Here is a 20,454-nt window from a genome sequence, read left to right as displayed (position 1 = left end):
CATGTCGTCGGTCGACGAGCGAGTCGCCTCAATCTGGCGGGAGATCCTGGATCCCGGCCCCGACCCCGGTGCGAATCCGGGTGCGGGCGCGGGGGCCGGTGCGGGGGCCGGTGCCGTCCTCGGCGCCGAGGACGACTTCTTCGCGCTGGGCGGTACGTCCATGCAGGCCATGGCCCTGGTGCAGCGGCTGCGCGAGGAGTTCGGGGTCTCGGTGGGGCTCGGCACCCTGCTGGACAACGCGACGCTCGGTGCCGTGAGCGCCGCGGTCACGGCGGCCGGAGGCGGCACGGCGGCCGGGCCCGGGGGAGCCGGCCGGCCGTGACGATCCAGTCCGTGGCCGCCCTGCGCGAGCTGCCACCGCGCACCCGGGCGGTGATGGGCGCCAACCTGATCAGCGCGGTGGGCACCGGGCTGGTGCAGCCGTTCCTCGTCCTGTACCTGACCCGGGTACGCGGGTTCTCCGTGGGGACCGCCACCGCCGTCATCTCGGTGATCGCGGCGGCGTCCCTGGTCGGCGGCCCGCTGGCGGGGCGGCTCGCCGACGGTTTCGGGGTACGCGGTACGGCCGCCGCGGCCATGACGAGCGCCGCCGTGGGCACCGCCGGATTCGCCCTGGTCACCGACGTACGGGGCGCTGTGCCCGCGGGGCTGGCCTATGGACTGGCCCACGGCGCGATGGTCTCGGTATGGAGCATCGTCATCGCGGAACGGACCGAGGGCGAGACCCGCTCCGCGGCCTTCGGACTGCAATTCGTCGCGCTGAACGCCGGGGTCGGGCTCGGCGGGGTGCTGGGCGGCATCTTCGCCTCGTCCGCCCACCCAGGCCGCTTCCAGTTGCTGTACGTCTGCGACGCGCTGTCCTTCCTGGTGGCCGGGGCGGTACTCGTCCTCGCGATCGGCCGGCGGCGGGACCCGGTCGCGGCGAGCACAAGCACGAGCACCGGTCCCGGATCCGCCACCGGTCCCGGATCCGCCACCGGCCCGGCTTCCGCCACCGGCCCGGCTTCCACCACCGGCCCGCGCGGCTACGGGGCCGTCCTGCGGGACCGGGCCCTGCTCAAGGTCCTCGCCTTCACCGTCGCGCTCATGGTGTTCGGGTACGGGCAGCTGGAGTCCAGCATCCCCGGGCTGGTCGCGGTGCGGGGCATGGACGCCCGGATCATGGCGTGGGCGTTCGTGGCCAACACCTGCTGCGTCGTGCTGATCCAGTTCGCGGCGATCACGCGGATCTCCCGGGCCAGGCCCACCGTGCTCCTCGCCGCCACGGCGGCCAGTTGGGCCGGCTGCTGGCTGGTGCTCCTGCTGGCGACGGTGACCGGCCGTACGCCGGTCGAGGCCGCCCTGGTGATCGGCGCGCTGGCGGTCTTCGCCGTCGGCGAGGCGCTGCTCGCCGTCGCGCTGCCCACGCTGGTCAACCAGCTGGCGCACGACGCGGTACGCGGCCGGTACAACGGCGCCTACTCCGCGGCCATGTCGACCGGCCTGGTCCTGGGCCCGCTGCTGGGCGGCCTGCTGCTCGCCGGCGGCCGCGCCTGGCCGCTGGCGGTGGTGATGGGCCTGGGCGCTCTGACCTGTATCCCCGGCGCGCTGCTGCTGGGCCGTCGGCTGCCCGAGGCGCGAAGAGGCGGGCGCGGGGCGCCGGACGCGAACGGCGCCGGGAACGAAGAAGCATCGAAAGAGCCGCGAGAGGCACAGGGCCGGCCGAGGCGGCTGGAGTCCGGAGGGGTGCGATGACGGACGAGTACGGCCCGGAAGACGGCCGGGGTGTCATTCACGAGATCTTCCGGAGGCGGGCCGCTGAGCACCCGGACGCCCTCGCGCTGATCCACCGCGACACCGTCGTGGACTACCGGACGCTGGACCGCGCCTCGGACGCCTTCGCGGCCGCGCTGGCGCGGGCCGGTGTGCGCGCCGGTGACCTCGTGCCGGTGCTGATGCCGAGGTCGCCGCGGTTCGTGGCGACCGTGCTGGCCGTGCTCAAACTGGGCGCCGCCTACGCCGCCATGGACCCGCGCTGGCCCCGCCCCCGGGTGGCGGAGCTCGCGGAGCTGACCGGCGCACCGCTGATCGCCGCAGCCCCGGAACACGCGGAGGGCTGGGCACGCCCGGTGTGGGTGCCCGAGGAGGACCTGACGCGGGCGGCGGCCCGCGCGGCGTCGGCCGCCGCCCCGGCCGCCCCGTCCGTCCGGGAGACGGACACCTGCTGTGTCTTCTTCACCTCGGGCAGCACCGGCCGCCCCAAGGGGGTGCTGTCCCCGCACGCCGGTACGGTACGGCTGTTCAGCCCGGCCGGCCTCGTCGGCACCGGCCCCGGCACGGTCATTCCCCAGGCCGCCCCGCTGCCGTGGGACGGCGCGTCGCTGGAACTGTGGTCGGCGCTGCTCGGCGGCGGCACCAGTGTGCTGATCGACGAGCCCTATCTGACCGTGGACAGCCTGCGCGCCCTGGTCCGCGAAGCGGGCGTGAACACCCTCTGGCTCACCGCCTCGGTCTTCAACCTGTTCGTGGAGGAGGACCCGGGCTGCTTCGACGGGGTACGCCAACTGCTGGTCGGGGGCGAGCGGCTCTCCCCGGCGCACGTCCACCGGTTCGTCCGCGCACACCCCGGCATCGCCCTGGTGAACGGCTACGGACCCGTCGAGAACACGGTCTTCACCACGACCCACCGGATCACGTCCGCCGACCACCGGGCCGGCGGGGAGATCCCCCTGGGCCGTCCCGTGCCCCGTACCGAAGTGTTCGTCCTGGACGGGGAGTCGCGGCCCTGCCCGCCGGGCGTGACCGGCGAGATCTGCGTCGCGGGCGCCGGCCTGGCCAACGGCTATCTGGCGAATCCCGGGCAGACCGCGAAGAGCTTCACCGAGATCGATCTCGGGGGCCCGCGCCGGATCTACCGGACCGGCGACCTCGGTCACCTCTCCGCCGAAGGGGTGCTGCACTACGCGGGCCGCGACGACCGTCAGGTCAAGGTGCGCGGACACCGGATCGAGCCGGGCGAGGTGGAGGCCCGGGTGGCCGGGCTGCCGGGGATCCACAGGTGCGCCGTCATCCCCCTGATGGAGAACGGCGGTTGTGTCGGGCTGGCCGCCGCGTACACCGTCGTGGCCGGGCGGGCGGTGAGCGAGCGGACCGTGCGCGACGCGTTGGCGGAGCGGCTGCCGGACTACCTGGTGCCCAGGGCGCTCGCCGCCGTCGACGCGTTCCCGCTGACCGGCAACGGCAAGCTGGACACCGGTGCGCTGCTGGACCTGGTGACCCGGCGGACGGGCGCGCGGCCCCGGTCCGGCGACAGCCCCGGACCCGCCCCCGGGACCGGCGACGGCTCGGTGCTGGGCGAGGTGGCGCGCACCTTCGCCGAAGTCCTGCGCGGGGACGACGCGGTCCCGTACGACACCTCGTTCTTCGAGCTGGGCGGCGACTCGCTGGACGGAGCCCGGCTGTGCGTGCGGATCGGCGCACGCACCGGTGTACTCGTCCCGGCCTCCGTGTTCATCGCCGGCCCGACCGTGCGGGAGCTGACGCACTGGATCGAGAGCCGGACAGAAGCGGAGAGGTCCCCCGCCGCCGAGCCCCGGCCGGTGTCCGGCGAGCCGCTGACGCTGCTGCCCGCCCAGAGCGGATTCCTGTACGCGCACCAGCTCGACCCCGCCGACACCTCGGCCCACTGCGAGCTGGTCTGGCGGGTGACCGGAGCCTTCGTCCCGGAGGCATTCCGGGCCGCGGCGGCGGACGTGCACCACCGGCACCAGTCGCTGCACGCCCGCTACGTCTTCGACCGGCGCCCCGTCGCGCTGCTGGACGGGCGGCCCGGTCCGGTGGACGTACGGGAACTGGACCCGGCGGCCGACCGGCAGGCGGGCCTGGCGACGCTCCGTCGCGCGCTCGGCCGGCCACTGGACATCGGGGCGGGCGCCACCTGGCGGTGCGTCATCACGCCGTTGGCGTCGGGCGACGAATGGCTGCTGGGCATCGTCGCCCACCACATCGCCTTCGACGGCGGCTCGGTACGGCCGCTGGCCGAGGACCTCTCCGCCGCCTACGCCGCCCGCCTCCGGGGAGCGACACCGGACGCCCGGCCCCCCGCTCCGCTCGCGACCGTCCTCGCGGCCTGCCGCGCCCAGGTGGACGGGACCGGCCTCGAAAAGCACCGCGCGTTCTGGACCGCCGAACTGACCGGCGTACCACCGCTCACCGTGCCGGACCCGGGCGGCGGCGGCACGGCGCCCCCGCCCGCCTTCCGGATCTCCGCCGCGGACTGGGCCGCGCTGGAGACCCGCGCGCACCGCTGGGGCAGCACCCGCTTCGCGGTGACACTCGCGGCCTACGCCGAAGCGCTGGCCGTGGTGACCGGAGACCGGGATCTGGCGATCGGCGCACCGATCGCCAAGCGCTACCACCCGGACACCGCCGACGCCGTCGGCTGCCTCATCGACGTCGTCTGTTTCCGTACACGCCCGGCCGGCGACGGCACGACGGACGCCCTGCCCGCGCTCCTGGACGGCGTGCACGCGGCGCTGGCCGCTCAGGACATACCGTTCGAGGAAGTCGTGCGGCTGACGGCCGGCCCCGCTCGCGACCGCTCCCGGCACCCGCTCTTCCAGACGCTGTTCGCCCTCCAGGACGCCCCGTCGCGGCACCTCGCGCTCGAAGGCTGCACGGCGCTCTTCGTCCGGCCGGGCACCGCACACGCCCTGCACGAGGTGGAGGCGGAGATATGGCCGGAGACCGACGGCGGCGCTGAAGTCGTGCTCGGGCACCGGCCGCAGCGCACCTCCTCCTCGTTCGTGGCGGAAGTGGCGGCGGTCTACCGCCGGTTGCTGCGCGAACTGGCCGCAGGGACGGACCGGACATGAGCGAACGCCCGGCGCGGGCGCGCCTGGACACCTCCCACGAGGACACCTCCCACGAGGACGTGGAACGGCACCAGGAGCGGCTGCGGGACCTGGACGGCGACCTCATCCGGCTGGTGGAGCTGCGCCTGCGCGAGGACCGGCGCCTGCGGCGGGTCCGTCGCGCGGCCGGGCGTCCGAGCACGGACCTGGCGCGGGAGAACGCCGTGCTGCGCTCCTACCGGGACGCGCTGGGACCGTCCGGCGCCCAACTGGCCCTGCTCCTGATCGGTATGGCCCGGAGCCCGGGACCGGCTCCCGGCGGCCAGGACGAACACCCCCCGCACAAGCCCTGACCTGTCTCCCCCGATGCCGGAGCCCCGGTGTCGCGGATCCGAGAAGACGAAGGAGAACGCATGGCAGCGCCCCGGCCCGGTTTCGCGGAGTACCAGTTCGAGATCTACATGAGGGGGCTGGAAGACCGGGTCCCGCCGTTCACCACGGACCTGTCGGCCCTGGAGGACACGGCCCGCGACCGCATGGGCCCCCAGCCGTACTGGTACGTCGCGGGGGCGGCCGGCACCGGCGCCACCGCCCGCGCCAACCGCGCCGCGTTCGACGCGTACCGGATCGTCCCCCGCATGCTGCGCGACGCCACCGGCCGTGACCTGCGCACCACCGTGCTCGGCAGCGAACTGGCCGCCCCGGTGCTGCTCGCCCCCATCGGCGTGCAGTCCGTCGTCCACCCGGACGGCGAACTCGCGACCGCCCGCGCGGCCGAGGCCACCGGTGTACCGATGGTGCTGAGCACCGCGTCCTCGTACACGATCGAGGAGGCCGCCGAGGCCAACGGCGACGGGCAGCGCTGGTTCCAGCTGTACTGGCCGCACGACGACGAGGTGACCGCCAGCATCCTCAAGCGGGCCCGCGCCGCCGGGTACACGACCCTCGTCGTCACCCTGGACACCTGGCAGCTGGCCTGGCGCCCCCACGACCTGGACCAGGCGTATCTGCCGTTCATCCGCGGCAACGGCGTCGCCATCCCGCTCTCCGATCCGGTCTTCCGCTCCCGGCTGGACCGTCCCGCCGAGGAGGACCCGCGCGCCGCCGCCATGCAGTGGCTGCCGATCTTCAGCGGAAAGGCGCACACCTGGGACGAACTGGGCTTCCTGCGGGAGCACTGGGACGGCCCGATCGTGCTCAAGGGCATCCTGCACCCGCAGGACGCGCGCCGGGCCGTGGAGGCCGGGATGGACGGCATCGTGGTCTCCAACCACGGAGGGCGCCAGGTGGACGGAGCGGTCGCCGCCCTCGACGCGCTCGTCGATGTCGTGGCCGAGGTCGGCGAGGAGACGGAGGTGCTCTTCGACTCCGGTATCCGCGGCGGCTCCGACGTGTTCAAGGCGCTGGCCCTGGGCGCCCGTGCCGTACTGCTCGGCCGCCCCTACGTCTACGGTCTCGCCCTCGGCGGCGCCGCCGGGGTGCGGCACGTCGTCCGGGGCCTGCTCGCCGACCTCGACCTGACCATGGGCCTGGTCGGCTGTACGGAGGTGGCGCGGATCGGCCCGGAGACACTGCACCGGTCCGATCCGCCGGTCGGCCGGGCGGCGCCGGCCGGGAAGGCGGAGCGGTGAACCGCCGCCCGAGGCGCGCCGACGGCCGGCCGGCGGCGACGCTCACCGGCGCGCTCGCGCTCGCGCTGGCCTCGGTGGTCCTCACCGGGTCCGGGGTGCCCGCCGACGCCACGGCGGCCGGGGCCGCCGGGCAGGCCGGAGCCCCGGCCGCCGCCGGAGCGTGGCCCCCCAGCACCGGCCGGGGGCCCTGCGAGGTCGGCGAGACCACGGACGTCGGCGCGAAGATGCGCGACGGCACCGTGCTGCGCGCGGACGTCTACCGGCCGCGCACCGAGGACAAGGTCCCGGTGATCCTGATGCGCACCCAGTACGGCAAGGCCGACGCCGAGGTGCAGCCGTCGAATTACCAGTCCCCGCAGTGGTTCGCCTCGCACTGCTACCTCGTCGTGGTGCAGGACGTGCGCGGCCAGTACGCCTCGGACGGCGACTTCTACGAGTTCGCCAACGAGGGCGAGGACGGCTACGACAGTGTGGAGTGGGCCGCCCGGCTGCCGGGCTCCAACGGCAAGGTGGGCATGTACGGGTCCTCCTACGTCGGCGCCACCCAGTGGCTGGCCGCCCAGCAGCGTCCGCCGCACCTCAGGACGATCGTGCCCGCCCTCACCTCCGACGACTACTACGACGGCTGGACCTACGAGGGCGGCGCGTTCCGGCTGAACTTCGTCGTGCCGTGGGCGATGCGCAAGATCGTTCCGTCGGCCGCCGCCAACCGCGCCGACTGGAAGACGTACCACCAGGTCAACCGGGACTACCAGGACGTGGCGAAATGGCTGGGCACGGCCCCGTACAACAGGTTCCGCCCGTTTCACCCCGGTGATCCGAAGGTCGCCCCGTACTTCTTCGACTGGATCAAGCACCGTACGAACGGGGAATACTGGCGCCGCTGGGCGCCGAAGGAGCACTACGAGAAGGTCGACATCCCGGTGCTCAACTACGCGGGCTGGTACGACGCCTTCCTGGACGGCTCGGTGAAGAACTACCAGGGGATGGCCCGGCGGGCCGGTTCGCCCGCGGCGCGCGACAACCAGCGGCTGGTCATCGGGCCCTGGGACCACACGGGCTGGGGGCGCCCCACCAGCGCCGCCGCCCCGATGCTCCAGCGGATCGGCCCGGCGGCCGACAGCCCGATCAACGAGATGATGCTCGCCTGGTGGGACCACCACCTCAAGGGCAAGGACAACGGAGTCCGGCGCGACGGTGTGGACTACTTCGTGATGGGCGCCGACAAGTGGCGCACCGCGTCCTCCTGGCCGCTGCCGGGGACCCGCTGGACCGACTACTACCTGGGCAGCACCGGCCACGCCGCGGGCAACACCCAGGACGGCACCCTCTCGACCACCCCGCCCGGCGAGGACACCGGCGCTCAGGCCGACCACTACACCTACGATCCGCGCAACCCGGTGCCCAGCGTCGGCGGCCACTCCTGCTGCACGGCGGCGATCAGTACGCAGGGCCCGTACGACCAGCAGCAGATCGAACAGCGCCCGGACATCGCCGTCTACACAGGCGCGCCGATGACCGAGGACACCGAGGTCACCGGACCGATCACGGTGAAGCTGTACGCCGCGTCCTCGGCACCGGACACCGACTGGACCGCCAAGCTCGTCGACGTACATCCCGACGGCACGGCCGTGAACCTCAACAGCGGCATCGTGCGCGCCAGTTACCGCGAGTCGTCGACCGATCCGAAGCCGATCACACCGGGCAAGGTGTACGCGTACACGATCAAGGTGTGGCCGACCAGCAACCTGTTCAGGAAGGGGCACCGGATCCGGCTGGACATCTCCTCCAGCGACTACCCCCAGTACGACCCGAACCCCAACACCGGCAGCTGGCTGGGGGAGTCCACGGCCCTGCGCCCGGCGCGCCAGACCGTGCTGCACGACGCGGCGCACCCGTCCAGGGTCACGCTGCCGGTGATTCCCGACGGCGGCCTGTCCCGGGGCAGTGACACACCCCCGCGGAAGTAAGGTCGGCGGCACCGCGCCGCCGAGGACCGTGGTACCCGATTCGACGGAAAGGCAAGGCATGCACGACGTACGCCGGGCTCGTACGGCCGACTACCCCACACTCGTGGAGTGCGTCCAGAAGTGGTGGGGGGACTCCCGCACCCCGGAGGGCGCACGAGAGCTGTCGCTGCTGCTGCCGCGGCTGTTCCTCCAGCACTTCGCCTCGACCAGTCTGGTGGTGGAGGACGAGACCGGTATCCGGGCGTTCCTGGTCGGATTCCACTCCGCCGACAACGCGACGGAGGCGTACATCCACTTCGTCGGAGTGGATCCCCGGCTGCGCGGGCAGGGCATCGCCCGCACGCTCTACACCACCTTCTTCGAGCACGCCGCCGCGGCGGGCCGCACGGAGGTGCACGCCATCACCTCGCCGGGGAACACCGGCTCCGTCGCCTTCCACCGCGCCATGGGATTCGAGCTGGACGCCGGCGACCGCGAGAGCGACGGACTTCCCACGCACAGCGACTACGACGGTCCCGGCCAGGACCGGGTGGTCTTCCGCAGGAAGCTCGGCGCACCGGTCACGGCCACGCTGGAGCCCTTCACCACGCGCCCGGCGACACCTGCGGACTTCGACGCCATCGTCGCGGTGGTCGACGACTGGTGGGGGCGCCCCGCCGCCCGTGATCTGACCCGTCTCTTCCTCAGCCACTTCTTCGAGACGAGCCTGATCGCCGAGCGCGACGGCGAGCTGGCCGGCTTCGTCATCGGCTTCCTCTCGCCGTCCGAGCCGCAGGAGGCGTACATCCACTTCACCGGTATCGCCCCCGCCTGGCGCCGCTCCGGCCTCGGCCGCTTTCTCTACGAGCGGTTCTTCGAGCGGGCGCGCGCCGACGGCCGGACCGTCGTCAAGGCCATCACCTCACCCCAGAACTCCCGTTCCATCGCCTTCCACAACGCCATGGGCTTCACCGACTCCGCCCCGATCGCGGACTACGACGGCCCGTCGCTGGACCGGGTCACGTTCACCCGTCCTCTCTGAGGACGCCGCGCCGGTGCTCCCGGGACCCGCGGTCCCGGGAGCGGGCGAGGAGCGTGTTCACAGACCGGCGGTGAACAGCAGCCGGTTGGGCGTGCCCGGGTGGACGTGGGTCAGGGCGTTCCCGGTGGACCGGCCGACGAGGAAGCTCCGCACCGCTTCGGGGGTCGCGGCCGGGTGTCCGGCGAGGTAGAGGGCGGCGACACCGGTGGCGTGCGGTGCGGCCATGGAGGTGCCGTTCAGGACGCGGCTGCCGCCGCCGGGCCAGGCGGAGGTGATGGCCTGTCCGGGGGCGTACAGGGACACGCAGGGGCCCCAGTTGGAGAAGTCCGACTCCCTGTCCTCGCGGTCCGAGGCGGCCACGGTCAGGACTCCGGCGGCGGAGGCGGGCGAGGCCGAACAGGCGTCGGAGGCGTCGTTGCCCGCCGAGACCACGGGCAGGACGCCCCGGCCGGACAGCGCGGTGGTCGCGTCGTTGATGGCCGTGGACTTCTCCTCACCGAGGGAGGCGTTGACGACCGCGGGGCCCTCGGCGTTACGGGCGACCCAGTCCAGCCCGGCGATGTACTGGGCCTTGTCGCCGTTGCCGGTGCAGTCCACCACCCGGACGGAGACGAGGCGCGCCCGCGGGGCGACGCCGTAGGTCAGGCCCCCGACGGTGCCGGCGACGTGCGTACCGTGGCCGTTGCAGTCGAGGCCGTTCCCGCCGTCGCCGACGGCGTCGAAGCCGGGAACGGCCCGGCCGCCGAACTCCGGGTGCGTGTAGTCGATTCCGGTGTCGACGACGTACGCGCTCACGCCCTCCCCGTGGCCACGGGTGGTGAAGGCGTGGTCGAGCGGCAGCGCCCGTTGGTCGATCCGGTCCAGGCCCCAGACCGGGGCGGGGGCCCGGGTGGCGCGGCCGGGCGGGCCGTCGCGGCGGGCGGAGCCGTGGACGGTGAGGCGGGAGTTCTCCTCGACCGCCGCCACGGCGGGACTGGTCCGCACGGCGCGCAGCAGCGCCGGGTCGAGGCGCGCGGCGAAGCCGTTCAGCGCGTCGGTGTAGCTGAACCGGGGCGTGACGCGCAGGGTCCGCAGGACCTCGCCGGCCGCACGGCCCGGCTTGAGCGTGACGATGTACTCCCCGGGAACGGCGTGCGGGGAGCGCCCCACGGCGACCGGTGCGGACGGGGTGGCCGCGTGGGTGACGGCGGGGGCGCCGAGGAGGGGAAGGGCCAGCAGCAGAGCGGTCGCTGCTCGGAACGGTGACAAGCGCATGTGGTGTGCTCCGGTCGGATCGGTCGGTCGGACGGGTCCGGTCGGCGGGGCCTGACGGCCCCGGAACCTTCGCCTGCCCGGATCATGGTCCGTCCGCGGGGCGGTGCGGGGCATCCTCGCCGGGAGAGCCCGGCTCACCACCCGAACCGGGTGCCGGCGGCCGGTGCCGTCCCCGTACTCGACGTGCGGGGACGGGCCCGGCAACACGGCGAGCGCGCGTGCCGGGCGTCGCGAGCCGGGCGGCGGCCCGCCGGATCACCCCTCGGGCCTGCTGACCCGGATCAGCGTCTGCTGTCCGTTGGCGACGAGGGTGCGCCGGTCGTCCTGAGGGAGAATCTTGCCGTGACCGCCGTCCCGCATGTCATCCAGGCCCAGCGGCTGTTCGGCGAACCCGACTACCTCCTGCGCGTCGCCACCACCGACCTGGCCGCCTGCCAGCGGCTGTACGACGGGCAACTGGCCGAGCTGCCGGGCGTCCGGCGGCTGACCTCCACCCTCGTGATGAAGAGCGTCGTCCAGGACCGCCCCCTGCCGGAGTAGGCGGTCCGGCCTCAAGGGCTCGGGTGCGGCCGCGGAGAGGACGACGTGTCCAGGATCCTGGCGATGAGGGCCGCCAGCTGTGCCCGCATCCGCTCGCGGGTCGCGTGCTCCTCGGTGACGAGGTGCTCGACGAGGTCGGCGCGGGTGGCGGCGAGCAGCGCGTGCGCGGTGAAATGGCTGTCGGTGAGCCCGGGAATCCGCTCCAGCACGGCGCTGAGCATGGAGTGCCACCGCTCGTAGTGCTCGGCCCGGTAGGGGCTGTCGCCGCCGGCCTCCTCCAGGGCCAGGGCGAGGTGCCGGTTGTCGAGCTTGAAGCACAGGACGGCGTCGAGCAGGGCGGGGACGCGCTGGAGCGGAGGCGTGGCGGGCCCCAGGGGCGCCGGCCCTTCCTCGATGGCGCGCTTGACCGGTTCGAGCCGTGCCTCGTACAGCGCGCGGATCAGGCCGGTCCGGTCGCCGAAGCCGCGGAAGAGCGTCGCCTTGCCGACTCCGGCGGCTGCCGCGATATCGGCCATGGTGAGGGTCTCGGGCCGCTCGCAGCGGGCGAAGAGATCGTCGGCCGCCGCCAGGACCGCCTCCCGGTTGCGGGCGGCGTCCTTGCGTGGCCTGCGCTCGGGCGCGCCTTCCATGAACTCGCTCCTCCGTTTGCAAAACGGACCGGCGGTCCGTATCGTCGGCCACAAAAGCGGACCCGTGGTCCGTATTGTACGGGACGGAGCCCTCATGACCACGAACACGGCACCGGCGGACCTGTACCGCCCCCTCCAGGAACCCGGCACCGACTTCGTCAGGAGCACCCGATGAGCGCGCCCCGCGCGACCCTGGTGATCGGAGCCACCGGCACCACCGGCAGCCGGACCGCCGCGCGGCTGGTCGCCTCGGGCCGGCGGGTGAAGGCCGCCGGCCGGCGCGCCGCCCCGGTCCCGGGCGCGGAGCCGGTCCGCTTCGACTGGTACGACCCCGACTCCCACGCCGGTGCCCTCGACGGGGTGGACCGGGTCTACCTCATACCGCCCCTGGGCGACCCCGACCCGGCGGCGGTCATGCTGCCCTTCCTCCAGCGGGCCCGCGCCGCCGCCGTACGCCGAGCGGTGCTCCTCAGCTCCTCGGCCATTCCCGAGGGCGGCTCGGCGGTGGGGAAGGTGCACCAGGCCCTGCCCGGCCTGTTCGACGAGTGGGCGGTGCTGCGGCCGTCCTGGTTCATGCAGAATTTCACGGGCACGCACGCGCACGCCCTCAGCATCCGGGAGAACGGCACGATCCGCACGGCCGCCGGGAACGGACGCGTCGGCTTCGTCGACGCCGACGACATCGCGGCCGTCGCCGTGCGCGCCCTGACCGACGACCGCGCCCCCAACACCGACCCGGTCCTCACCGGACCGGAGGCGCTCGGCTACGACGACATCGCGAGGATCACCACCGAGGTCACCGGCCGGCCCGTGACCCACCGTCAGCTGTCCTACGAGGAGATGCGCGATCACCTCACGGCGGCGGGGATCCCTCCGGAGTTCGCCGCGATGCTGGCCGGTCTGGACCGCGCCGTCGCCGCGGGAGCCGAGGACCGCACCACCGACGCCGTCCAGCGCCTCACCGGCCGCCCGCCGCGCGGCTTCCGCGACGTCGCCGAACGGGAGAGGGCACGAAACGGAGGACGTACGACATGACGCCGCCCGTCCTCCGGGCGCGGTCGGTCACCCGGCCGCGGTCATGACCGGGCCGCCGCGGCCGGCAGCGAGGCGAGTTCCCCCAGGACCCGGGCCGCCGGCGCCGGGTCGGTCAGCCACTTCAGGTGGCTGCCCTCAAGCGTGCGGACGTCGTACGGGTTGTCCGGCGTCAGCTCGTCGCCCTCGCGGATCAGCCGGTCCTGGAGGGCGAGCGGCAGACTCGTGTCGTCGGCCAGGCGGACGAAGGTCTTCGGGACGCGGCCCCAGGTCGCGGCCTGCGCCCGGTCGTCGGAGGTACCGGCGTCCAGGTTCTCGTCGGGCTGGAAGGTGTTCAGGAAGGTCAGGAACTCCGCGTCGGTGCCGTCGGCGAGGAAGGCCGCCTTGAACGCCGCGAGCACGGCCGGATCCGCGGTGCGGAAGTTGGTGCGCAGCAGGCCGAGTTCGGCCGGGTTCCCGGCCATCGCCGGAACCAGCGAGGCGGCGTCGACCGTGGCCATCTCCGGCTCGGCGTAGTAGTCGCCGACGTCGAGCCGGACCGGGCACCAGGCCGACACGTAGACGATGCGGTCGATCAGGTCCGGCCGCGCGTTGGCCGCCGCCGTGGCCGTGATGCCGCCGCGGCTGTGGGCGACCAGGATCACCGGGCCGTTCCGCTTGGCCCGTTCCAGGATCCCGATCAGGTGCGCCGCGTTGTCGGCGAGCGTGACGCCCCTGATCGAGCCGGGCTCGGTGGCGAGCCGTCCGAGATCCTGCGGGGCCTGATAGGCGCGCGAATAGGTCGCCCCGAATCCGTGGCCCGGCAGGTCGACGGCGACCGAACGGTGCCCGAGGAGGCCGAGTTCGGCCTGGAGCGGCGCGAAGGAGAACGAGTTGGCGAAGGCTCCGTGAACCAGTACGAACGTCGGTTGCATCTGTCTGCTCACTTTCCGGCCACGGAGGCGACCGTCGCCGCGCGGTCACGTGCGGAGTCCTGAGGGCAGTGTGCGGACAGGTGTCCGGTGCCCGAGGGCGCACCCTACCCACCGGAAGATCATCCGCACTACCGGTACAGCCCCCTCCGCTTACTCCCTCACCTCCGCGCGTTCCCTCCCCGGGACTGAACAGCGTCGGTGTCCGCCCCCAGCAGGGGCGCCGGCGCGGCCACCGGCGCCGGGTCGGCGGAGAACACCAGCGGTGAACCCGGGGCGAGGAGTTTGCCGATGCCCGGCTGCTCCATCCAGGAGAACAGCGGGTTTTGCGCCGAGCAGCGCGGGTCCTCCTCGACCAGCTGCCGAAACGTCTGGTACGGCCCCCACAGCACCCCCGAGTCCTCGAACACGGACCGCAGTTCGGCCAGCGTCCGCGACGCGAACCAGGGTTCGAGTACGGCGGCGATGGCGTGCCGGGCGGCGTAGCGGCCGCCCTCCGTCGTCAGGTCCACGTCCATCAGCGGGCCGGTCATCTCCAGCTTCTCGGTGAGGCCGGTGGCCCGGCCCAGCGACCGGAACTGGCGCGTGGTGAGGGCCACGACCATGACGCGGCGGCCGTCGGCGGTGCCGAAGTCCCGTCCGAAGGCCCCGTAGAGGCTGTTGCCGATCGGCTCCCGGGAGGCGCCGTTGATCTGGACGTCCGCGAGATAGCCGAGGTTTCCGACGGTGGCGAGCATGACATCCGACAGGGCCAGCGTGACTTCCTGGCCCCGGCCCGTCGCCTGCCGGCGGCGCTCGGCGGCCAGCAGACCCACCGTCAGGTAGAGCCCGGCGGCGATGTCCCAGGCAGGCAGGACGTGGTTGACCGGCGCGGGGTCGTCGCCGGTGGCGTGCGGGAAGCCGCTGGCGCAGTTGACGGAGTAGTCGACCGCGGGGGAGCCGTCGTGGTCACCCTGCAACCGCATCATGATCAGGTCCGGCCGCAGCGCGGAGAGCTGCTCGTAGCCGAGCCAGCCGCGCGCCGGCAGATTGGTGACGAGTATGCCCGCGCCCGGACCGTCCGCGCAGATGATCCGGGCCGCCTCCCGCTGTCCCTCCGGGGTGTTGAGCGGGAGCGTCACCGACCGCTTGCCCTTGTTGAGACTGGCCCAGTAGAGACTGGTCCCGTCATCGGTCTCCGGCCAGCGGTGGTAGTCGATGCCTCCGCCGACGGGGTCGATCCGGATCACCTCGGCGCCCAGCTGGGCCAGGGTCATGGACGCGAGCGGGGCGGCGACGAAGGCCGAGACCTCGACGACGCGCAGCCCCGCCAGGGGACCGCGCCGCTGTTCAGGGGCGTTCGAAGACGGCTGCAATGCCCTGACCTCCCCCGATGCACATGGTCTCCAGTCCGAACCGGGCGTCGCGCCGCTCCAGTTCGTGCAGCAGCGTGGTCATGACGCGCACACCGGTCGCGCCCACGGGGTGCCCCAGCGAGATACCGGAACCGTTGACATTGACGCGCTCCGTGTCGTCGATGCCCCAGGCGCCGAGCACCGCGAGCACCTGGCAGGCGAATGCCTCGTTCACCTCGATCAGGTCCATGTCCGCCAGGCTCATGCCCAGCCGCTTCAGGAGGCGCTCGGTGGCGGGAACGGGGCCGATGCCCATACGGGAGGGCTCGCACCCCGCCGCGGCCCAGCCCTTGAGGTAGGCGATCGGGGTCAGTCCCAGCGGCTCCAGCAGGTCCTCGGAGACGACCAGGCAGGCCGCCGCGGCGTCGTTCTGCTGACAGGCGTTGCCCGCGGTGACGATCCCACCGGGCTCCACCGCGCGCAGTCCCGCCAGCTTCTCCGGCGAGGTGTCGGGACGTATGCCCTCGTCGCGGTCGAAGACCACGGGACCGCCTTTGCGCTGTGGCACCGTCACCGGGACGACCTCGTCGGCGAAGGCGCCGGATTCCCAGGCCGCCGCCGCCCGCCGCTGGCTGCGGACGGCGTAGGCGTCGGCCTGCTCGCGGGTGATCCCGTAGTCGCCGGCCAGGTTCTCAGCGGTCTCGATCATCCCGGAGATCTCCCCGAACCGCTCGACGGGCTGGGCCCGTTCACGGCCCCGGTCGAGCCGGTCGTGGAAGACGGTGGAGCCGAAGCGCCCGCCCCAGCGCATGTCGGTCGTGTAGTACTCGACATTGCTCATGCTCTCGACGCCGCCCGCCATGACGACCTCGGCCGCCCCGGACTGCACCATCATGGCCGCCGTGGCGATGGCCTGGAGCCCGCCGCCGCAGCGCCGGTCCAGCTGCATCCCGGCGACCTCGACGGGGAATCCGGCCTCCAGCGCGATCCAGCGGCCGACGCACGGCGTCTCGCTGTTCGCGTAGGACTGGGCGAAGACCACGTCCTCGATCAGGGCGGGATCGAGACCGGCCCGCTCGACGGTCGCCTTCGCGACGGTGGCGCCCAGCTTCTCCACGGGCACCTGCCGCAGGCTGCCGCCGAAGGCACCGATGGGGGTACGGACAGGGGCGACGATGGCCGCGCGGGTCATGCGTGAGTCTCCTTCTCGACGGAACGCTCGACGGGCTGCTCGACGGAACGGCCGGGCGGGGTGAGGAAGTCGGACGGGGCACGGAAGTCGGGGGCGCGCTTGGCGAGGAACGCCCGTACCCCCTCCGCGCTCTCGGCGGAGGTGAACGCCTCGTCGCTGGCGGCCAGCGAGCGTTCGATCAGTTCTTCCTCGGTGAGGTCGTGTGCCGCGTCGATCACCGATTTGCACAGCGCCAGCGAGCGGGGCGGACGCCGCAGCAGGACGGCCGCCAGCTCCCGCGCGACACCGACCGCCCCGCCGCGCGGGGCCACCCGGTTGACCAGACCCCAGGCCAGCGCGGTCGCCGCGTCCACCTGCTCGCCGAGCAGCTGCATCTCCTTGGCACGCCCGGCCCCGATCCGGCGGGCGACACGGAACGTGCCCCCGCTGCTGGGGAAGACGCCGAGCCTGATCTCCGGCGAACCGATGCTGATCTGCTCCTCGGCCACGATCAGGTCGCAGCACACGGCGATCTCCAGACCGCCGCCGAGCGTGTGCCCGTTCAGCGCGGCGATCACCGGCCGGGGGAAGGACGCCAGCCGCGCGAACAGCTCGTGCTGCGGGCGGAGCTTCCTCGCCACCGCCTCGCCCGGCGCCCGCATCGTGGCGAACTCGGCGATGTCGGAGCCCGCGCAGAACGCCCGGTCCCCGGCGCCGGTCAGGATCACGACGCCGACGGACGCGTCGCCCTCCACCGTGTCCAGCGCTGCGGCCAGGCCGCGGGTCATCGCGGCGTTCCACACGTGCAGGGGCGGGTTGTCGAAGACGACGGTCGCCACCCCTTCCGTGATCGTCAGCCGGACGTGTGCGCTGCTCATCTGCCCCCTCCAGGGTCGGTGTTCTCCGGGTGTTCCCCGGCCGGTATCGCGGCGAGGAGGCCGCGCGCGCGGCGCAGGACGGGCGCGTCGACCATCTGTCCGTCGACGCGGATGACGCCCGGCGCGGGTCCGCCGCGGCCCGCGGTGTCCCAGGCCGCGGTCACCCTGCGGGCCCAGCCGATCTCGGTGTCGTCGGGTGCCCAGGCCGCGTTGACGGCGGCGACCTGCTTGGGGTGGACGCACAGCGCCCCGGTGACGCCCAGCCCCCGGGCCCGCCGCGCGGCCTCCGCGAGCGCGTCGGGCCGGTCCAGGACGGCCAGCGAGAGCGGCAGCGCGAAGGAGCCGATCCCGGCGGCCGAGGCCGCCAGCGCGATCCAGCGGCACGGCTCGGTCAGCACCGACGGCGTGGGCGCCACGCCCAGCGCCAGCGAGAAGTCCTCGCTGCCGAACGCCAGCGCGCGCACCCGGGGTGCCTTCGCCAGGGCCGGCAGCGCGAACAGCGCGGCCGGCGACTCGATCAGCGCGATCAGTCCGACCGCCCCCTCGGGCAGCCCGCGCTCCCGCTCCGCCGCGTCGAGGAACGCGGCCATCCCGGCGAGCTGCTCCGGGTGTTCGGCCTTGGGCAGCATCACCGCTCGCAGGCCGGGACGGAGCGCGGCCCGCAGGTCCTTCTCCCACTCCTCGCGGACCGACCCGGTGCGTACCACCAGGTACTGGCCCTCGGCGGCCAGCCGGTCGATGTGGCCGGGCAGGGCGCGGCGGGCCGCTTCCTTCCCGGATTCCGGTACGGCGTCCTCCAGGTCGAGGACCAGTCCGTGCGCGCCCCGCAGATGTGCCTTCGCGAGGAGTCGTTCGTCTCCGGCGGGCACGAACAGCAGCGACCGCGCGGCGCCGGGTGCCTGGCCGGTCATGCGGCGTCCACCTCCGCGCTCATCACGGTCCGTCCTTGGTCGTCGGCGGCGTACAGGACGGCGCCCGCCTCCGTCGGCGTGCCGTGCAGGGTGAGTTCCCGACCGTCGAAGGCCGGTCGCAGCGCGCGGAAGCGGAAGCCGGTGACGCGGGCGCCGGGCCGCCGCCCGACGTAGAGGTCCAGCAGCAGCGTCGCCGTGAGCGGCCCGTGCACGACGAGCCCGGGGTAGCCCTCTTCCTGCCGCGCGTAGGCGCGGTCGTAGTGGATGCGGTGCCCGTTGAACGTCAGCGCGGAGTAGCGGAACAGCAGCACCGGGTCCGGTACGAGGGAGCGCTGCCACGTTCCGGGCGCGGGCGCCTCCTCGGGCGGCCGCTCCCGTGGAGCGCTCTGTGCCGGGCCGGATGCCGGGCCGGATGCCGGGGCGGCGCCTTCGGCGGCCCGGTAGACGATGTCCTGCCGCTCGGTGAGGACGACGGCGCCCCCCTGCCGCAGTTCGTGGTCGACACCGACGAAGACCAGCGGACCGCCGCGTCCCTCGCGCTCCCGTACGTCCGCGACGACCGACCTGCGGCGGACCGGTTCACCGGTGCGCAGCGGACGCGAGAAGGTGAGGGCGCCGCCGGCCCACATGCGGCGGGGCAGCCGGACGGGCGGCAGGAAGCCGCCGCGCCGGGGGTGTCCGTCGGGGCCCAGCTCGCTCTGTGGCGCTCGGGGCTGGAAACAGAGCCAGTGCGCGAGGGGCGGCGCCGCGTCCGTACCGTCCGGTGCGCGGTCCAGGACGGCGGCCAGCGCGCGGACCGTGTCCGCGCTCAGCGTGTCCTCGGCCTCCTCGTGCCGCCCCCGCCAGGCGTCGTGGCTCTCGGGGGTCTGCGGTGCCGTCACGGGGTGGCCTCCTTGAGATGGATACGTTCGATACGGCCCACGACCAGCACGAAGGACAGCACAGCGGCCAGACCGGAGGCACCGACGAAGATCAGCGCGCCGTCGAAGGACCCCGTGATGTCGACGACGTAGCCGATGACGATCGGGGTGGTGATCCCGGCCAGGTTGGCGAAGGTGTTGAACAGGCCCCCGGACAGACCGGCGGCCTCCTTCGGGGAGGTGTCCGAGACGACGGTCCAGCCGAGGCTGCCCAGCCCCTTGCCGAAGAACGCCATCGCCATCAGCACGATGACCACCGTCTGTGTCGAGGTCCAGGCGCAGGCGATGATGCAGGTGGACAGCGACAGACCGGCGACGATGGGGATCTTGCGGGCCGCGGTCACCGACATGCCGCGACGCAGCAGCGCGTCCGAGAGCAGACCGCCGAGGATCCCGCCGATGAAGCCGAAGAGAGCGGGTATGGACGCGGTGAATCCGGCCTCCAGCAGGGGCATGCCGAGTTCCTTGATCAGGTAGATCGGGAACCAGGTCAGGAAGAAGTAGACGATCGTGGTGATGAAGAACTGGCCCATGTAGAGGCCGATCATCATGCGGCTGGTGAGCAACTGCCGTACGACGGACCAGGTGTCCACCCCCGACTTCGTGCCGACGGACGCGGCCTCCTCGATGTCGACGAGCGCGCCGCCCTCGACCAGGTGCTCCAGCTCGGCCCGGTTGACGCGCGGGTGCTCGCGCGGCTGGCGGTAGGCCACCCACCACCAGACGCTGAGCAGGATCCCCACGCCGCCCATGACGAAGTACGCGGACGGCCAGCCCCAGCCGTGCGTGAGCCAGGCCATGAACGGGGTGAAGACCACCGGCGCCGCGTACTGCGAGGAGTTGAAGATGGCGGAGGCGGTGCCGCGTTCGGCCGCGGGGAACCAGGTCGCCACCACCCGTCCGTTGGTCGGGTAGGCCGGTCCTTCGGCCAGGCCGACCGCGATCCGCAGGACGAACAGCGCGATCATCGCCGAGGCGATGCCGAACAGCGGGACGAAGCCCTGGAGCATCGTCGCCACCGACCAAGCGAGGATGCTGCCCGCGTACACCTTGCGGGCGCCCCACTTGTCCACGATCCAGCCGCCGGGCAGCTGCGCCAGCATGTAGGCCCAGGAGAAGGCGGAGAACAGATAGCCCAGCGTGATGTCGCTGATGCCGATCTGGCCCTGGATCTCGGTTCCCGTGATGGACAGGATCGCGCGGTCGGCGTTGTTGAGCGTGGAGACCACGAACAGCAGCGCGACGATCATGAAACGAGCTCTGCTGCGGCCGGGGGACGGGGACGGGCCGGCCGGGCGTGTGGCCCCGGCGACGGCTTCCTGGGGAGCAGCCATGGGATATCTCCATTGACATCGTTGGGCAGGCTGGGAGTGCTTCGGCGGCGCGACGGCGTGCGCGGCGTCACGGGTGGGTGCTGTGC

General features: G+C 73.3%; 17 protein-coding genes and 1 pseudogene. 9 read left to right on the top strand and 9 right to left on the bottom strand.

Going from position 1 to position 20,454, the window contains the following annotated elements:
* Nucleotide 1 precedes the first annotated feature (1 nt).
* Genes OG627_RS02695 through OG627_RS02665 form a run of 7 tightly spaced genes read left to right on the top strand, consistent with a single transcriptional unit; the run spans nucleotide 2 to nucleotide 9,454 of the window.
* Nucleotides 2-322 (top strand): phosphopantetheine-binding protein, encoded by a 321-nt coding sequence (locus OG627_RS02695; RefSeq protein ID WP_329061013.1) that lies wholly within the window; start codon nucleotides 2-4, stop codon nucleotides 320-322.
* Nucleotides 319-1,734 (top strand): MFS transporter, encoded by a 1,416-nt coding sequence (locus tag OG627_RS02690; protein WP_329061011.1) that lies wholly within the window; start codon nucleotides 319-321, stop codon nucleotides 1,732-1,734. Before OG627_RS02695 ends, OG627_RS02690 begins: the two co-directional genes overlap by 4 nt.
* Entirely contained in the window at nucleotides 1,731-4,853 is a 3,123-nt protein-coding gene (locus OG627_RS02685) for an amino acid adenylation domain-containing protein (protein WP_329061009.1), read from the top strand. Before OG627_RS02690 ends, OG627_RS02685 begins: the two co-directional genes overlap by 4 nt.
* On the top strand, nucleotides 4,850-5,185 hold the full coding sequence (locus OG627_RS02680) for a hypothetical protein (protein ID WP_329061007.1): 336 nt from the start codon (nucleotides 4,850-4,852) through the stop codon (nucleotides 5,183-5,185). Before OG627_RS02685 ends, OG627_RS02680 begins: the two co-directional genes overlap by 4 nt.
* A gap of 60 nt (nucleotides 5,186-5,245) precedes the next feature.
* The gene (locus tag OG627_RS02675; protein ID WP_329061005.1) at nucleotides 5,246-6,463 is read left to right on the top strand and encodes a lactate 2-monooxygenase; all 1,218 of its coding nucleotides are present in this window, start codon (nucleotides 5,246-5,248) and stop codon (nucleotides 6,461-6,463) included.
* Nucleotides 6,460-8,433: a CocE/NonD family hydrolase gene (locus OG627_RS02670; RefSeq protein ID WP_329061004.1), complete on the top strand. Its 1,974-nt coding sequence runs from the start codon at nucleotides 6,460-6,462 to the stop codon at nucleotides 8,431-8,433. Before OG627_RS02675 ends, OG627_RS02670 begins: the two co-directional genes overlap by 4 nt.
* Nucleotides 8,434-8,491: 58 nt before the next feature.
* Nucleotides 8,492-9,454, top strand: a complete 963-nt coding sequence (locus OG627_RS02665) for a GNAT family N-acetyltransferase (protein WP_329061002.1) — start codon at nucleotides 8,492-8,494, stop codon at nucleotides 9,452-9,454.
* A 57-nt stretch (nucleotides 9,455-9,511) separates the two neighbouring features.
* Here the strand turns inward: OG627_RS02665 and OG627_RS02660 are convergent, their stop codons facing one another.
* Nucleotides 9,512-10,708, bottom strand: coding sequence for a S8 family peptidase (locus OG627_RS02660; protein WP_329061000.1), 1,197 nt, complete (start codon nucleotides 10,706-10,708; stop codon nucleotides 9,512-9,514).
* A gap of 342 nt (nucleotides 10,709-11,050) precedes the next feature.
* Here OG627_RS02660 and OG627_RS02655 point away from each other — a divergent pair.
* Nucleotides 11,051-11,248 (top strand): annotated as a pseudogene (locus tag OG627_RS02655) (Lrp/AsnC ligand binding domain-containing protein); the annotation flags it as partial.
* A gap of 11 nt (nucleotides 11,249-11,259) precedes the next feature.
* Here OG627_RS02655 and OG627_RS02650 read toward each other — a convergent pair.
* Nucleotides 11,260-11,877, bottom strand: a complete 618-nt coding sequence (locus OG627_RS02650) for a TetR/AcrR family transcriptional regulator (RefSeq protein WP_329060998.1) — start codon at nucleotides 11,875-11,877, stop codon at nucleotides 11,260-11,262.
* Between the two features lie 171 nt (nucleotides 11,878-12,048).
* Here OG627_RS02650 and OG627_RS02645 point away from each other — a divergent pair, with 171 nt between their 5' ends.
* Nucleotides 12,049-12,912, top strand: a complete 864-nt coding sequence (locus OG627_RS02645; RefSeq protein WP_329060996.1) for an NAD(P)H-binding protein — start codon at nucleotides 12,049-12,051, stop codon at nucleotides 12,910-12,912.
* 41 nt (nucleotides 12,913-12,953) lie between these two features.
* Here the strand turns inward: OG627_RS02645 and OG627_RS02640 are convergent, their stop codons facing one another.
* The 7 genes from OG627_RS02640 to OG627_RS02610 form a co-directional block, all read right to left on the bottom strand.
* Nucleotides 12,954-13,823 carry an alpha/beta hydrolase gene (locus tag OG627_RS02640; protein ID WP_329060994.1) on the bottom strand — a complete coding sequence of 290 codons (870 nt, stop codon included), beginning with the start codon at nucleotides 13,821-13,823 and terminating at the stop codon, nucleotides 12,954-12,956.
* Nucleotides 13,824-13,981: 158 nt separating this feature from the next.
* Nucleotides 13,982-15,175, bottom strand: a complete 1,194-nt coding sequence (locus OG627_RS02635; RefSeq protein ID WP_329060992.1) for a CoA transferase — start codon at nucleotides 15,173-15,175, stop codon at nucleotides 13,982-13,984.
* Nucleotides 15,150-16,346 carry an acetyl-CoA C-acetyltransferase gene (locus tag OG627_RS02630; RefSeq protein ID WP_329060990.1) on the bottom strand — a complete coding sequence of 399 codons (1,197 nt, stop codon included), beginning with the start codon at nucleotides 16,344-16,346 and terminating at the stop codon, nucleotides 15,150-15,152. Before OG627_RS02630 ends, OG627_RS02635 begins: the two co-directional genes overlap by 26 nt.
* Nucleotides 16,343-17,203, bottom strand: a complete 861-nt coding sequence (locus OG627_RS02625; protein WP_329060988.1) for an enoyl-CoA hydratase/isomerase family protein — start codon at nucleotides 17,201-17,203, stop codon at nucleotides 16,343-16,345. The genes OG627_RS02630 and OG627_RS02625 overlap by 4 nt, the downstream gene beginning before the upstream one ends.
* Nucleotides 17,200-18,114: an HpcH/HpaI aldolase/citrate lyase family protein gene (locus tag OG627_RS02620; RefSeq protein ID WP_329060986.1), complete on the bottom strand. Its 915-nt coding sequence runs from the start codon at nucleotides 18,112-18,114 to the stop codon at nucleotides 17,200-17,202. Before OG627_RS02620 ends, OG627_RS02625 begins: the two co-directional genes overlap by 4 nt.
* A complete protein-coding gene (locus OG627_RS02615) occupies nucleotides 18,111-18,995 on the bottom strand; it encodes an FAS1-like dehydratase domain-containing protein (RefSeq protein WP_329060984.1) in 885 nt (294 codons plus the stop codon). The genes OG627_RS02620 and OG627_RS02615 overlap by 4 nt, the downstream gene beginning before the upstream one ends.
* A complete protein-coding gene (locus OG627_RS02610) occupies nucleotides 18,992-20,368 on the bottom strand; it encodes an MFS transporter (RefSeq protein ID WP_329060982.1) in 1,377 nt (458 codons plus the stop codon). Before OG627_RS02610 ends, OG627_RS02615 begins: the two co-directional genes overlap by 4 nt.
* Nucleotides 20,369-20,454: the final 86 nt, after the last annotated feature.

Source organism: Streptomyces sp. NBC_01429, assembly GCF_036231945.1.
GTDB lineage: Bacteria > Actinomycetota > Actinomycetes > Streptomycetales > Streptomycetaceae > Streptomyces.
The sequence above is the reverse complement of the archived record's forward strand: the minus strand, read 5'-3'. Positions and strand labels throughout refer to the sequence as shown.

What these genes read in the sequence shown, in the direction of transcription:
- OG627_RS02695 (WP_329061013.1), top strand. Translation starts at nt 2, where the DNA reads ATGTCGTCGGTCGACGAGCGAGTCGCCTCAATCTGGCGGGAGATCCTG.
- OG627_RS02685 (WP_329061009.1), top strand. Translation starts at nt 1,731, where the DNA reads ATGACGGACGAGTACGGCCCGGAAGACGGCCGGGGTGTCATTCACGAG.
- OG627_RS02680 (WP_329061007.1), top strand. Translation starts at nt 4,850, where the DNA reads ATGAGCGAACGCCCGGCGCGGGCGCGCCTGGACACCTCCCACGAGGAC.
- OG627_RS02675 (WP_329061005.1), top strand. Translation starts at nt 5,246, where the DNA reads ATGGCAGCGCCCCGGCCCGGTTTCGCGGAGTACCAGTTCGAGATCTAC.
- OG627_RS02665 (WP_329061002.1), top strand. Translation starts at nt 8,492, where the DNA reads ATGCACGACGTACGCCGGGCTCGTACGGCCGACTACCCCACACTCGTG.
- OG627_RS02660 (WP_329061000.1), bottom strand. Translation starts at nt 10,708, where the DNA reads ATGCGCTTGTCACCGTTCCGAGCAGCGACCGCTCTGCTGCTGGCCCTT.
- OG627_RS02650 (WP_329060998.1), bottom strand. Translation starts at nt 11,877, where the DNA reads ATGGAAGGCGCGCCCGAGCGCAGGCCACGCAAGGACGCCGCCCGCAAC.
- OG627_RS02645 (WP_329060996.1), top strand. Translation starts at nt 12,049, where the DNA reads ATGAGCGCGCCCCGCGCGACCCTGGTGATCGGAGCCACCGGCACCACC.
- OG627_RS02640 (WP_329060994.1), bottom strand. Translation starts at nt 13,823, where the DNA reads ATGCAACCGACGTTCGTACTGGTTCACGGAGCCTTCGCCAACTCGTTC.
- OG627_RS02630 (WP_329060990.1), bottom strand. Translation starts at nt 16,346, where the DNA reads ATGACCCGCGCGGCCATCGTCGCCCCTGTCCGTACCCCCATCGGTGCC.
- OG627_RS02625 (WP_329060988.1), bottom strand. Translation starts at nt 17,203, where the DNA reads ATGAGCAGCGCACACGTCCGGCTGACGATCACGGAAGGGGTGGCGACC.
- OG627_RS02620 (WP_329060986.1), bottom strand. Translation starts at nt 18,114, where the DNA reads ATGACCGGCCAGGCACCCGGCGCCGCGCGGTCGCTGCTGTTCGTGCCC.
- OG627_RS02610 (WP_329060982.1), bottom strand. Translation starts at nt 20,368, where the DNA reads ATGGCTGCTCCCCAGGAAGCCGTCGCCGGGGCCACACGCCCGGCCGGC.